This is a genomic window from Actinotalea subterranea (assembly GCF_008364845.1).
GTDB lineage: Bacteria > Actinomycetota > Actinomycetes > Actinomycetales > Cellulomonadaceae > Actinotalea > Actinotalea subterranea.
This window is the reverse complement of sequence record NZ_VTTP01000014.1, coordinates 91893-105422: the sequence shown is the minus strand read 5'-3', so window position 1 is coordinate 105422 and position 13530 is coordinate 91893. Positions and strand designations below refer to the sequence as shown.

The following is a 13530-nucleotide window of genomic DNA, read 5'->3' as shown; positions in this document are numbered from 1 at the left end:
CCGCCGAACAACCCTTCCAAAAGAGGGGCCACCCCACGGTGGCCCCTCTTTTGCGTACCCACGACCGCCGGACAAGCTGTACGCAGCGCGGCCCGTCCGATGGGCTTCCTCGTGGGCGGCGCGGGTGTCGTCGGGGGCGAGGCCCGGCGGTGGGTTTCCGTGGAGAGGCCGGGGGCCGAGAATGGGACCGTGAAGGCAATCGTGTGCTGCGCGTCATGAGTGACATCCATGCGCTCGGCATCGACGTCGGCAGCACCAACACCAAGGTCGCATTGATCGACCTGACTTCTACGGCGGTCTCTCCGCGTGCCGCAGCCGTTGCGACAGAGCGCACGCCCGCCGACGCCGACGGGTTGGTGGCGTGCGTGGTGCGGCTCGTGTCGGAGGTCGTTCCACCAGGAGTCTGGCCCCACGCCGTGGGCATCGCCTCCATGGCCGAGACGGGCGTCCCGCTGGACCGCTCGGGCACGCCGCTCATGGAGCTGGTGCGCTGGGACGGACATCGGGCCGGTGCCGAGGCCTCGGCACTGTCGCAGAACTTCGGACGCGAGGCGCTGTTCGCGGCCACCGGTGTGCGTCCGAGCGCCAAGGTCCCTCTGGCCACCTGGGCGTGGTTGCGTGCTGCTCATCCCGAGGTCATGGCGCGTATGGCCTACTGGGCTGGTGCCGCCGACCTCGTCGCCCTCGCACTGACGGGTGAGCTCGTCACCGATCACACGCTCGCCGGACGCACGATGGCGTACAGGACGCCTGGCGCGGGCGGTCTGGGTGCGGGTGGCGCGTCGCCGGCCATGGCCGGCGAGTTCGATGCCGATCTCCTGGCGGCGGTCGGGCTGACGCCGGGCCAGCTGCCCCGAGTCGCGGGTCCCACCGAGCTCTCGGGGCACGTCGGCGGCGCGGGCGGCGGGCGCCTACCCGGCCTGCCCGCTGTCGGCGACCACTGGGCGGATGCCAGGGAGGCGTTCGTGCGGGCGGGCGTGAGTCGTCGGACGCCTGTGGTGATCGCCGGGCACGACCACGCGGTCGGCGCGTGAGCGGCCGGGGTCCGCGGGCCCGGTGACCGGGCCGACTCCGTGGGGACCGCCGAGGCCGTGCTGACGGTGCTGAGCAGCCCACCGGACCCCCGACGCACGGCTGACGCCGGCATGAGCTGGGTGCGCACGGTCTCCGGGGTCCACGATGCCGTCCTCGCGGGCACCTCGAGCGCCGGTGCGATGCTCGGCTGGCTCGCCGAGCGAGTCGGTCCCGGGGCACTCGAAGGTGCCCTCGCAGAAGCCGCCAGGCAGCATGCGGCGGATCCGACGCCCACGGGTGTGATCGTGCTGCCCTACCTCGCGGGTCGGCAGACACCGGCTCCCGACGCGTCGGCGCGTGTCCGCGTCTTCCCCGCCGACATACCGCGGTCGGAGCTGGTGCGTGCCGTCGCCGAGGGCGTGTGCCTGCAGGCGCGGTGGATGCTCGACGCCCAAGCAGTGCTGGCCGGGCGCGGTGGTGGCGCTTCGCACGAGGGTGCTCGCGCCGGGAGCCCCCTCCGGGTGCTCGGCGGGCCGGCGATGGCCATACCCCTGTGGGCCGAGACGAAGCGGCGCGTGACGCCGGGGAGCCTGCGGTGGGTTCGCGCCGAGGAGCCTGTCGCGATGGGAGCCGGGCTCCTCGCGCTGACTCGCTCGGGCGTGCTCGGGGCCGACGTCGGGCGTCTGCTCTCGGGGGAGGCGCCGGTGCTGGACTCGGTCGACGACCAGCCCCGCCCGGCAGGCAGGCGTGCCCCTGGACCCGGGGCCGGTGAGTACGACGCGATGTACGAGAGGTTCGTGGCCGCTGCGCTCGAGCCAGCGCAACCCGCGTGAGCGGTGCCCTGGGGGCCCTGCTGGCGGGTGGTCAGGGGGCCCTGGGGGCCCGGCCGGCGGATGGTTGGTGCCCGGCTGGCCCGGTGGCCCCGGCTGGCGGGTGGTCGGTGCCCGGCTGGCCCGGTGTGCCCAGCCGGCGGGGGAGTCGGTGACCGGTCGTGGTGCGCGCCTGACGAGTGTGGGTCGCCACGGGCGCGTGCGCTCAGGCGAGGGGCTCCGAGAGGCCCAGGAGCACGGCGGGCAGCGTGTCGGCGATGAAGCGTCCGGGCTCGCCGTCACGCCGGGGTGCGTCCCCGGCGAGCGCCTCGACCGCGAGGTTCTTCATGTACAGCGAGGCGAGCGCCTCGGTGAGCTGCTCGACGGGAAGCGTCGGTCGCCGGCCGAGCCGGGTCAGCGCCGCCATCACCACGTCGGCGAACTCGCCCTCGAACTTGTTGCGGTGCGCCGCGAACTGCCGCCCCACCTCCGGGTTCCGCATCGCGAGGAGCAGGTACTCGGTCTGGACGATGTACCAGGCGCGGGCCTGCGGCCGCAGGCGCTCGAGCACCGCGCCGATGAGGCCGAGGTCGTAGTCGGGCGCCGACTCGACCGTCTCCCGGACGCTGTCGACCATGCGCGCGGAGAGTGCCTCGAACAGGGCGAAGAAGAGGTCCTCCTTCGTGGAGAAGTTCGAGTAGAACGCGCCACGCGTGAAGCCCGCAGCACCCGCGAGGTCGTCGACCGTCGCGGCACCGAGGCCCTTGTCCGCGAACACCTCTGCGGCGGCCTCGAGCAGCCGCGCTCGCGTGTTGGCGCGGCGGCGGGAGGGTACGGGTTCGGCGGTCACGGCTGTCCAGGGTAGCGGCGGGCTCGTATCGGCACCTTTCTCCCGGTGGGATACGTTGTTGTATCGGATACGTTACTGTATCGAGTGCCCCGACGGCGGGGCTCCCCACCCCTGCGCGACGGCACAGCCCTCTGCTCGCGCGGGCCGTCACGGATGCTCGACTGGAGACCCGATGTCCTCACAGCTCTACCGCCTCGGGCGCACCATGGCCCGGCGCCGGGGCGTCGTCCTGCTCGTCTGGCTCGTCCTGCTCGTGGGTACCGGCCTCGCAGCCGTCGCGACGGGCGGCCAGCTCGAGGACAACCTGACCATCCCCGGGACCGAGGCGCAGGACGGCCTCGACGTCCTCGGGCAGCGCTTCCCCCAGATCTCGGGCACCAGCGGCCAGCTCGTGTTCGTCGCACCCCAGGGGGACTCGATCGCCGACCACGCCGCCGAGGTGACGGCCGTGCTCGACGAGGTCGCCGACGTCGACGACGTCGTCGCCGTCGCGGACCCGTTCGACGGGACGAACCCGCTGGCGCTGTCGGACGACGGCCGGCACGCGATCGCGACGGTCCAGCTGGGCTCGCACCTCGGCGACCTCGCGCCGCAGACGGTGCCCGCCCTCGAGGCCGCCGCGACGCTCCCGGAAGGCTCGAGCCTCGAGGTGCACCTCGGTGGGTCGGTGTTCACCCAGACGAGCGTCCACGTCTCGGCGACCGAGGGCCTCGGCGTCCTCGTCGCGCTCGTCGTCCTCGCGATCACCTTCGGGTCCCTGCTCGCTGCCGGCCTGCCGCTCCTCACGGCCGTGCTCGGCATCGGCGCGGCCCTCGCCGCAGTCCTGGCGATCGCGGCCTTCACACCCGTGAGCAGCACCGCCCCGACCCTCGCCCTGATGATCGGCCTCGCCGTCGGCATCGACTACGCGCTCTTCGTGCTGTCCCGGCACCGCAGCCAGCTCGCGACCGGGATGGACGTGCACGAGTCGATCGCCCGCTCCGTCGCGACGGCCGGGAGCGCCGTCGTCTTCGCGGGGGCGACCGTCGTCATCGCCCTGTGTGGCCTGTTCGTCGCCGGGATCCCCTTCCTCACCGTGATGGGTCTCACCGCCGCGCTCGCCGTCGCCGTCGCGGTGGCTGTCGCGCTCACCGCGCTCCCGGCGCTCCTCGCCGTGGTGGGGGAGCGGCTGCGTCCCCGCGCAGGCTCACGGGCCGCAGCCCGGGCGATGACCGAGCAGAGCGGGGTCGAGCCGAGCGAGGACGGTCGCGTGCACCACACGCTCGGCGCGCGCTGGGTCGTCCTCGTCACGCGCCTCCCCGTCCTGACCGTCGTGCTCGTCGTCGCCGGGCTCCTGGCGATGGCCGTCCCCGCGAAGGACCTCGCCCTCGGCCTGCCGGACAACGGCACCGCGCACGAGGGCTCGCCGCAGCGCGAGACCTACGACCTCGTCGCGGACGCCTACGGGGAAGGGTTCAACACGCCGCTCCTCGTCACCGTCGACATCATCCGGACGACCGATCCCCTCGGTGTCATGGCGGGCCTCGCCGACGACCTGCGCGCCCTGGACGGCGTCGCGGCCGTCGGGCTGTCGACGCCGAACGCGACCGCCGACCTCGGGATCGTCCAGGTCGTGCCGGAGACCGGCCAGTCCGACCCGGCGACCGCCGACCTCGTCGCCGAGATCCGCGACCAGCGGGCGACGCTCGAGGAGCGCTACGGCGTGACAGACCTCAAGGTCACCGGCCAGACGGCCGTCACGATCGACGTGTCGGAGCGTCTCGCGGACGCCCTGCTCCCGTTCGGCGTGTTCGTCGTCGGGCTCTCCCTGATCCTGCTCACTCTCGTGTTCCGCTCGATCGCGGTGCCCCTGAAGGCGACCGTCGGCTACCTGTTCTCGGTGCTGGCCGCCTTCGGAGCGGTCGCGGCGGTGTTCGAGTGGGGCTGGTTCGCGGACGTCCTCAACGTCGCCAAGGTGGGGCCGGTGATCTCGTTCCTGCCGATCATCCTCATGGGCGTGCTCTTCGGGCTCGCGATGGACTACGAGGTCTTCCTCGTCTCCCGGATGCGCGAGGCCTACGTGCACGGCGCCGATGCGCGTCGCGCGGTCCGGACGGGCTTCCGTGCCAGTGCTCGCGTGGTGACCGCCGCGGCCGTCATCATGATCAGCGTCTTCGCGGCGTTCATCCCCGCGGCTGAGGCCACCGTCAAGCCGATCGCCCTTGGCCTCGCGGTCGGCGTGTTCGTCGACGCGTTCCTCGTGCGGATGACCCTCGTCCCGGCGGTCCTCGCCCTTCTCGGTGACCGGGCCTGGGCCCTGCCACGATGGCTCGACCGTCGTCTCCCGTCGCTCGACGTCGAGGGTGCCGCGCTCGAGCACCACCTGGCGCACGAGGCCTGGGTCGCCGAGCACGGGCCCGTCGCCGTGCGCGCGCAGGACGTGCTGCTGGGCGAGGACCACGAGCCGCTCGCGGCACCATTCAGCGCGACGGTCCCGCCGGGCCGCGTGCTCGTCGTGACCAGCGCGGACCGGGTCGCGCGCCGCGCGCTGCTCTCGGCCGTCGCGGGCCGCCTGCGCCCGTCGGGTGGCACGCTCGTGGTCCTCGACCGGGTCGTCCCCGACGAGTCCTCGTGGCTGCGCTCGAACGTGGACTTCGTCACGCGCTGGCCGTCGGGCGTCGCCCTGCCGGCGCTGCTGGGTCCAGGCTGGGGGAAGGGGCCGGGGCTCGTCGTGGTCGACGACGTGGACCAGCCGGTGCCCGGACGGCCGGCGGACCCCGCGGAGGCTGCCGCCCGGTGGCAGGCGCTCGTCGAGCTCGCAAGCGACGGACGGACGGTCGTCGCGGGCTGCGCGGACCCGTCAGCCGCCTACGCGATCGTGCCCGACGACCTCCTGACGCTCCCGCTCGCCAGCGGCTCCGGTGCTCCCGAGGCGGCCCCGAGCCGCGCTGCCGCACCTACGGGCGGGCCGACCACGTCCGCCGTCGACCCGTCGGCCCCGGCGCCGACCAGCACCCAGGAGGTGGCGCGGTGAGCGCGACCCAGGCCACGCCCGTGACCGAGACCCACGAGAGCGCGCACGGGATGCGCCCGATCCGCCGGCCGGACCGGACGGCCCTGGGACGTGGTGTCGTCGCGATCCTGCTGCCCGCCCTGTGCGGCGTCGTGGCGCTCGCGTCCCTGAGCGGTCGCACCGACAACCTCGACCGGATCCCCGCCGCTGTCGTGAACCTCGACCAGATCGTGACGTCCGGCACGGGCGACGACGCGCAGACGATCGCGGCCGGGAGGCTCCTCGCAGGTGCGCTCACCTCTCCCGAGGACCCCGAGGAGGAGTCGCTGGACTGGGAGCTCACGGACGCCGACGACGCCGAGGCAGGCCTCGTCGACGGGACCTACCAGGCCGTGCTGACGATCCCCGAGGACTTCTCCGCGACGATCGCCGGCCTCGCCGGCTCGGGCGCCTCACCCGGGTCCGGTGGCGCCGCGGGCGGGACGCCCGAGGCCGCGCGGATCAGCGTGCGCAGCAACGACTCGTCGAGCGCGCTCGTCGGACTGCTGAGCGAGCAGGTCGCCCAGACCGCGGCCACGACGCTGGGACGCCAGCTGACCACGACGTACCTCGCGGCCGCCCTCGGCGGGTTCGCCGAGCTCGGCGTCCAGCTCGGTGACGCGGCCGACGGCGCGGCGCAGCTCGCGGCCGGCGTCACGTCGGTGAGCGACGGCGCCACGCAGCTCGCGTCCGGCACGGGTGAGCTGAGCACAGGCCTCGCCGACCTCGCGACCGGTACCGCCGACCTCGCCGACGGGGCCGCCGAGCTGTCCGCCGGGACCGCCCAGCTCGCGACGGGTGCCTCGGGCCTGGCCACGGGACTCGGCACGCTCGCGACGCAGACCGTGACGATGCCCCAGGACACCCAGGCGCTGGCGACCGGGGCGGCCGGGGTGAGCACGGGCATGACGCAGCTCTCGACCGGGCTCGCGGGCCTGGCCCAGATGTGCCCGGGCACGGGTGGCGCGCCGGAGCTCTGCGCCTCCCTGAACCAGCTGGCGGCCTCTGCGGGAACCCTGCAGGCCGGAGCGGCCCAGGTCGCCGCCGGCACGGGGACGCTCGCGACCCAGACCCCCGCGCTGACCCAGGGCGTCGCAGGGCTCGCGGCAGGCTCCACGACGCTGTCGCAGGGGGTCTCCACCCTGCGCACCGGGGCGCGTGAGCTCGCCACCGGTGCGTCGCAGGTCACCGACGGCACCGCCGCGGCCGCCGACGGGGCGCAGGGTGCCGCCGACGGCGCGGCCGCGCTCGCCGCCGGGGCGAGCGAGCTGACCACGGGCGCGACGACCCTGGCCGACGGGCTCGCCGCGGGTGCGGCACAGCTGCCCGCCTCGGCGCAGGACGCCGAGGAGCTCGCCGCGGTCGTCGCCGAGCCCGTCGTGACCGAGGCGACGCGGATCAACGAGTCGCCCGGCGGTGCGACCGACCCGGCTCCCCTCGTCGTCGCGCTCGCCCTGTGGCTCGGCGCCTTCGCGGCCTACCTGCTGCTCGAGGCGCTCCCCGTGCGCGCCCTGCGCTCACCGGCCTCCGGCCTGCGCGTGGCGCTCGCGGGGTGGCGCACGGCCGCGCTGTGGGCGCTCGGGCAGGCGACCCTCGTCGGCGCGACGCTCCCGCTCTTCGGCGTCTCGCTCGCGTCGCCCGTCGCGGCCGTCGGGCTCACCGCGCTCGCGGCCCTCGTCTTCGCCGCGGTGAACCAGGCGCTCGTCGCCCTGTGGGGCCGGGTGGGCTGGCTCGTGTCCATCGCGTTGCTCGCCGTGCAGGCGGCGGCGCTCGGGGGCCTCGTCCCGATCGAGACCGCTCCGGCGTTCTTCCGGGCCCTCAACGGCGCGCTGCCGGTCCCGCTCGTCGTCGACGGCCTCGCCCACCTCACGCTCGGCGGCGAGGTGGGATCGCTGACGGCGGTCGTCGCGGCCCTCGGCGCGTGGCTCGTCGCTGCGCTGGCCGTCAGCGCGGTCGTGGCCCGCTCCCGCCAGCAGACCAGCGTGGCAGAGCTCCGGGCGGAGCTCGCCATCGCCTGACCGGCCGGGCCGGCCGACCTCCGTCCGGCGTGCGGGTGGTCGCCTCGTCGCGGCCGGACGCCCGGCGGTGGCGGCCGAGACCGGGGGTGGCGGCCGGAGATGACGGACGGCGGCCGGTTGCGGCCCGCGGCCGCGTGGCTAGCGTGGACGGATGACCAGCCCCAGCACCGACCCCCAGCCCGAGCAGACGCCGGGTCTCGAGCCCGGCGGCGGCGTCGCGCCGGGCGACACGCCGCCGGGTGAGGCATCGACGTCGGGCGTGACCAACGAGCAGCCGGACCTGCCCTCGGCGGGTGCGAACGCTGGCGTCTACGTGGGGATCCTCGCCGTGGTGGCACTCGTCGTCGTCATGCTGGTCGGGTACGCCGTGGGGCTCATCGGCTGAGCCCCACGGCCCGCGTGCCGCGGCCCTCGGTGGGCCGTGAGCTCGACGGGGTTTCTCAGCGGGCCGCGCGGCGGCCGAAGATCTCGCCGATCATCCCGCTGAACAGGTCGGCCCCCTTGATCCGGCTCGTCTGCTCGGGACCGAGCACGACGCGCGTGCCGTCGGGCTGCTCGACCTGGGAGGCGCCGCCGTCGGGCCCCAGCGGGAGGACGATGCGCTCGAGGGCGGGTGCGTACGTCGCGCCAGGGGCGCGGCCCTCGATCACGTCGCGGATGTTCTGGGCGACGACGAGCGCGTGGTCGCGCGCCGCCGACGCCCGCTTGGACTCGCGGACGTCGGTGATGTCACCGATCGCCCACACGCGGTCCTGCCCGACGACGTTGAGGTGCGCCGTCACGGGGATGGTGCCGTCGTGGTGCAGGTCGCGCCCCAGCTCGCCGTCGAGGTACCCCGTCACCGCGCGGGAGCCGTAGCAGCGGAACCACATCTGCGCGCTGATCTCGCTGCCCGCCGCCGTCTCGACGACGAACGGCTCGTACGTGCCGACGTCGACGGGGGGCAGGTAGCCCAGGGGCGAGCCGAGCTCGAGCGTCACACCACGCGCGAGGAGCTGGTCGCGCACGCTGTCCCGCAGCCCCGGCAGGTAGTCACCCAGCGGGAGGATGTCGTCCTCCTGGTCGACGACCGTCACCCGGAGCCCGTGGAACGCGGAGGTCAGCTCACCGGCGAGCTCGAGCCCGACCGGACCGGCCCCGACGACGAGCACCCGGTCGCACAGGGCGAGGGCCGCGCGCATGCGTGAGAGCCGGGCGCTCGCGACGGCGCGCTCGTCCTCGAGGAACTTCGCGGGGAAGGGGTAGCCGGTACCCGTCGCGAGGACCACGTGGTCGGCCTCGAGCGACTCGTCCGTGGAGAGCCGGACGACGCCCGGGGAAACGAGCCGCGCCCAGTCCTTGACGATCCGGCCCCGCGTCAGCACCCGGTCGTAGGGGAAGAAGACACGCTCCTGCCAGGTCGGGTCGACCACGGCCCGCAGGGCGGCGGTCGCGTGGACGAACGCATCCTTGGGCTCGACGAGGACCACGTCCGCGACGTCGTCGAGGGCCTTCGCCAGGGCGACGCCGCCGTACCCGCCACCGACCACCACCACGCGCTGCTGCATCCTGCGACCTCCTGGTCGACTCGCTCCTGGTCGGCACCGCCCGGCGTCGTCCGTGCTCGCCCGGCGGCGGGCCGGACACCCGGCCCGGGTGCGGCCGGACGGGCCCGACCCACCCTGCCGCGTCAGTCGCGGCATGACCACCTCAGCGTGTGCGGACCGCCAAGACATGGGACGTCTGACCCGGGTCAGGGTCGTGTGCCGTGCCCGCGCCGGCTCCGGCGCCTGCGCCTGGAGTGGTCGCCGCGCCGGAGGTGACGCCGGCGCCGGCAGCGGTCGGTGGGTCCGTGCGGCCGAGCCACTCGAGGATGCCGCAGACCGCCTCGGTGCAGCCCCCGCAGCCCGTGGTCGCGCGGGTCGACGCCGCCATGTCCTCCACCGACCTGCCGCCCGACCGCCACGTGGCCACCAGGTCGCCCTTCGTCACCCCGTTGCAGCGGCACACCGTCGTGCGGTCGGGCATGAGCATGGGGGAGGGCTCGGCGGTGGCCGACGCCGCGCCGCGCGGCGGGCGCAGGAGGAGGTGGGCCGGGTCGTCGGGCACGGGTGTGCGGCGCGTGTACGCCGCGACGAGGTCCGCGGCCACGGGCCCCGCGCCCACGCACGTGACGCCGACGAGCACGCCGCCGGCCACCGTGACCTCGACGTGCCGCCCCGCATCCGGGTCGCTCAGGCGGACGGTCCGGTACGCCGGCGCCGTCGGCGCCGCCGCGGGCAGGGCCTCACGGCCCGGGACCGTCGCCGGGCGGTCCTCCACCGACCCGGCGCGCGCGTCCGGCGGTGAGCCGACGCGTCCCATCGCGACGACCTCCACGCCCCGCGCCTTGAGGCGTACGACGTCGGTGGGCGGCGGGGGCTCCGACGCGGCTGCCCCAGCCGACGGGCCCGCGTCCGGGGCGACCGTCGGCTCCGCCGCCGTCCTGGCCTCGGCGGGACCAGGCGCTCGCTCGGGCGGGACCGCCTGGCGTGCGAGCCGGGTCGCGAGGCGGCGTGCCTGCTCCCAGCCCTGGGCGATCAGGCCCGTCGCCCCCTCGGGCGGCTCGGCGCAGTCGCCGATCGCGTGCACCGCCGGGTCCCGGGTCGCCAGGTCCGGGCCGACGACGACGCCGCGACGGACCTCGAGCCCGCAGGCGGCGGCGAGCTCGGCCGCGGGGACCGTGCCGGCCGTGAGCACGAGCAGGTCCGCGGGCACGACGGTCCCGCACCCCAGGCGCAGGGCCCGCACGTGGCCGTCCTCGAGCACCACCTCGCGCGCCGTCGCGCCCGTGCGGAGGCCCACGCCGAGGCGGTCGAGCGCGCGCTCGGCCGCGGCGGCGGCCTCGGGCCCGAGCTGCCTGTCCATCAGGTGCGGCCCGCCGTGCACCACCGTGACGCGTACACCTCGGCCGGCGAGCCCGGCCGCGGCCTCGATGCCCAGCACACCGCCACCGAGGACGACCGCGGCGTGCGCGTTCACTGCGGCGGCGACGATCTCCCTGGCGTCGTCGAGCGTGCGCAGCGCGTGCACGCCCGCCGGGAGCCCTGGGCGCGGGGGCGCTCCGGCGCCGTCGGTGGCGACGTCCCGGTCCCGCCGGTCCTCGGGCGCGGTCAGGCCCGTGATCGCGGGGACGCGGGCGCGCGAACCCGTCGCGAGGACGAGCACGTCATAGGGGTGCGTGCCCCCGTCGTCGGCGACGACCACGCGGCGCTCGCGGTCGATGGCGACGGCGCACGTCCCGCGTCGCACGTCCACGGACGCGGTGCCCGGCGCGCCGGCGGGCACCGACGGCAGCGTGAGGGACGCGACGTCGACGACCCCCGCGACGACCTCGCTCAGGAGCACGCGGTTGTACGGCTCGTACGGTTCCTCGCCCAGCACGGTGACCGCGTAGGCACCGGGGGCACGCGCGAGGAGGTCCTCGACCAGGCGCGAGCCGACCATGCCGTGCCCGACGACGACCAGGCGGCGTGCGGGCGACACCGGGCGAGGCGCGGGCGTGGGGAGCGCCGTCAGGACGGCGGCCTCGGACCCGCTCACCGCTGCGCCGTCCCCACCGGCGAACCCGTCGAGCCCGCCGAGGGGCGTCCTGCCGGCTCCGGGGTGCTGACCCGTGCCGGCCTCGGCGGGACCGGGCTGCCCGCGGCACGCACGTCCACCGCGCACACCTTGAACTCCGGCATCCCGGAGACGGGGTCGGTGGCGTCCGTGGTCACGCGGTTGGCGCTGCCCTCGCCGGGCCAGTGGAAGGGCATGAAGACCGTGTCCGGCCGGGCGGAGTCCGTCACCCGCGCGACCGCGACAGCCGTGCCGCGCGACGACGTCACGGCGGCGAGCTCGCCGTCCCCTATGCCGAGCCGGTCCGCGAGCGCGGGGTGCATCTCGACGAACGGCTCGGGCTGCGCGGCGGCAAGGGCCGGGACCCGCCGCGTCTGCGCACCCGACTGGTAGTGCTGCAGGACGCGGCCCGTGACGAGGTACAGCGGTGCCTCGGGTCGGAGGTCGTCGCTGGGGCCGCGATGGTCGACGGCGACCATGCGGGCGCGCCCGTCGACGGTCGCGAACGCGTCGAGGAAGAGGCGGGGTGTGCCGGGGTGGCGTGCGCCCACGTCGGTGCCCGCGGGGCACGGCCAGTGCACCGCGACCTCGGGCTCCGCGTCGAGACGGGCGTGCGAGACGCCGCTGTAGTCCGCCCGGCCGCCCGCGCTGGCCCGCGCGAGCTCGTCGAACACCGCGCCGGCGTCGGTCGGGAAACCACTGGTCACCCCCAGCCGGGCGGCGAGCGCGTGGAGCACCTCGAGCTCGGTGCGCACGCCCGGCGGAGGGCTCAGGGCGCGGCGCCGGCGCAGGATGCGGCCCTCGAGGGACGTCATCGTTCCCTCCTCCTCGGCCCACTGGGTGACGGGCAGCACGACGTCGGCGAGACGCGTGGTCTCGGACGGCACGACGTCGCACACCACGAGCAGGTCGAGTGCCGCGAGGCGCTCGACGACCCGGCCGGAGTCCGGCGCACTGACCACGAGGTTGCAGCCGTGCACGAGCAGCGCGCGCGGGCCGTCGGGCGTGCCGCACCGGCGCAGGAGCTCGACGGCCGGCACCCCGGGCCCGGGCAGGTCCGCGGCGTCCACGCCCCACACCGCTGCGACGTGCGCGCGTGCATCGGGGTCGGTGATCGACCGGTACCCGGGCAGCTGGTCCGCCTTCTGCCCGTGCTCGCGGCCTCCCTGGCCGTTGCCCTGGCCGGTGATCGCGCCGTAGCCGCTGCCCACCCGTCCAGGCAGGCCCAGGGCCAGGGCCAGGTTGATGGCGGCCGTGACGGTCGCCGTGCCCTGCGTGCTCTGCTCCACCCCGCGCCCGGTCAGGACGTACGCGCCCGTGCCGCCCCGTGCCGGGGAGGCGGCGGCGAGCAGCCGGGCGGTGCGGCGCAGGTCCTGCGCGGGGACGCCCGCGACCTGCTCGACCCGCTCCGGCCACCATGCGGCGACGCTGCGACGGACCGCGTCCGCGCCCGTCGTCCGGTCCTCGAGGTACGCGGTGTCGGCGAGGCCCTCCGCCCACACGACGTGCAGCAGGCCCAGGAGCACCGGCAGGTCGGTGCCCGGGACGGGCTGCAGGTGCAGCCCCTTGCCCTCCTGCGTCAGGGACGCCGTGGCCGAGTGCCGGGGGTCGACGACGACGAGACCGCCCGACGCTCGGGCACCGGCGAGGTGGGCGACGGACGGGGGCATCGTCTCGGCCAGGTTGGAGCCGAGCAGGAGGACGGCCTGCGCACCGCCCAGGTCGGCGAGCGGGAACGGGAGGCCCCGGTCCACGCCGAACGCCCGGTTGGCCCCGGCCGCCGCGCTGGCCATGCAGAAGCGGCCGTTGTAGTCGATGAACGGGGTGCGCAGGACGACCCGCGCGAACTTGCCGAGCGCGTACGCCTTCTCGTTGGTGAGCCCTCCGCCCCCGAACACCGCGACGGCGCAGGGCCCGTGCTCCGCGCGGATCTCCTGGAGCCGCCCCGCCACGAGGTCGAGCGCCTGGTCCCACGTGGCCTCGTGCAGCTCGCCGTCGGCGCCACGCACCCAGGGCGACGTCAGACGGTCCGGGGCGCCGAGCACCTGGGCGCTCGTCCAGCCCTTCTGGCACAGCCCGCCGCGGTTGGTCGGGAAGTCGCGACCCGCCACGGTGACCGGGGCGCCGAGCGCACGTGCGGCGTCGTCGGGTGCCGAGAGCGTCTGCGCGCACTGGAGCGCGCAGTACGGGCAGTGCGTGGGGGTCGGCGCGACGTCCACGTCGGCTGCT

The 13530-nt window shown here is 75.7% G+C and carries 9 protein-coding genes; 5 read left to right on the top strand and 4 right to left on the bottom strand.

Annotated elements, in window-relative coordinates; genetic code table 11:
* Positions 1-215 precede the first annotated feature (215 nt).
* Together FZ988_RS17590 and FZ988_RS17585 are read left to right on the top strand one after the other, a co-directional pair.
* Positions 216-1034: an FGGY family carbohydrate kinase gene (locus FZ988_RS17590; RefSeq protein ID WP_149205330.1), complete on the top strand. Its 819-nt coding sequence runs from the start codon at positions 216-218 to the stop codon at positions 1032-1034.
* Positions 1035-1073: 39 nt separating this feature from the next.
* Positions 1074-1847, top strand: a complete 774-nt coding sequence (locus tag FZ988_RS17585; RefSeq protein ID WP_149205329.1) for an FGGY-family carbohydrate kinase — start codon at positions 1074-1076, stop codon at positions 1845-1847.
* Positions 1848-2049: 202 nt separating this feature from the next.
* Here FZ988_RS17585 and FZ988_RS17580 read toward each other — a convergent pair whose 3' ends face one another.
* A complete protein-coding gene (locus FZ988_RS17580) occupies positions 2050-2673 on the bottom strand; it encodes a TetR/AcrR family transcriptional regulator (protein WP_188079167.1) in 624 nt (207 codons plus the stop codon).
* 172 nt (positions 2674-2845) lie between these two features.
* Here FZ988_RS17580 and FZ988_RS17575 point away from each other — a divergent pair, with 172 nt between their 5' ends.
* From FZ988_RS17575 to FZ988_RS17565, 3 genes are all read left to right on the top strand, one after another.
* Complete coding sequence (locus FZ988_RS17575; RefSeq protein WP_149205327.1) at positions 2846-5686, top strand: MMPL family transporter; 2841 nt, start codon at positions 2846-2848, stop codon at positions 5684-5686.
* On the top strand, positions 5683-7722 hold the full coding sequence (locus FZ988_RS17570) for a YhgE/Pip domain-containing protein (protein WP_149205326.1): 2040 nt from the start codon (positions 5683-5685) through the stop codon (positions 7720-7722). The genes FZ988_RS17575 and FZ988_RS17570 overlap by 4 nt, the downstream gene beginning before the upstream one ends.
* A gap of 151 nt (positions 7723-7873) precedes the next feature.
* A complete protein-coding gene (locus tag FZ988_RS17565) occupies positions 7874-8107 on the top strand; it encodes a DUF6480 family protein (RefSeq protein WP_149205325.1) in 234 nt (77 codons plus the stop codon).
* Between the two features lie 55 nt (positions 8108-8162).
* On the opposite strand, the gene FZ988_RS17560 is transcribed toward FZ988_RS17565, so the two are convergent.
* The 3 genes from FZ988_RS17560 to FZ988_RS17550 form a co-directional block, all read right to left on the bottom strand.
* On the bottom strand, positions 8163-9269 hold the full coding sequence (locus FZ988_RS17560; protein WP_149205324.1) for an FAD-dependent oxidoreductase: 1107 nt from the start codon (positions 9267-9269) through the stop codon (positions 8163-8165).
* 142 nt (positions 9270-9411) lie between these two features.
* Positions 9412-11283, bottom strand: coding sequence for an FAD-dependent oxidoreductase (locus FZ988_RS17555; protein ID WP_246169605.1), 1872 nt, complete (start codon positions 11281-11283; stop codon positions 9412-9414).
* Positions 11280-13520, bottom strand: coding sequence for a molybdopterin oxidoreductase family protein (locus tag FZ988_RS17550; RefSeq protein ID WP_149205323.1), 2241 nt, complete (start codon positions 13518-13520; stop codon positions 11280-11282). The genes FZ988_RS17555 and FZ988_RS17550 overlap by 4 nt, the downstream gene beginning before the upstream one ends.
* Positions 13521-13530 lie beyond the last annotated feature (10 nt).

Coding starts and splice junctions, on each gene's coding strand:
- FZ988_RS17565 (WP_149205325.1), top strand. CDS start 7,874: ATGACCAGCCCCAGCACCGACCCCCAGCCCGAGCAGACGCCGGGTCTC.
- FZ988_RS17590 (WP_149205330.1), top strand. CDS start 216: ATGAGTGACATCCATGCGCTCGGCATCGACGTCGGCAGCACCAACACC.
- FZ988_RS17560 (WP_149205324.1), bottom strand. CDS start 9,269: ATGCAGCAGCGCGTGGTGGTGGTCGGTGGCGGGTACGGCGGCGTCGCC.
- FZ988_RS17575 (WP_149205327.1), top strand. CDS start 2,846: ATGTCCTCACAGCTCTACCGCCTCGGGCGCACCATGGCCCGGCGCCGG.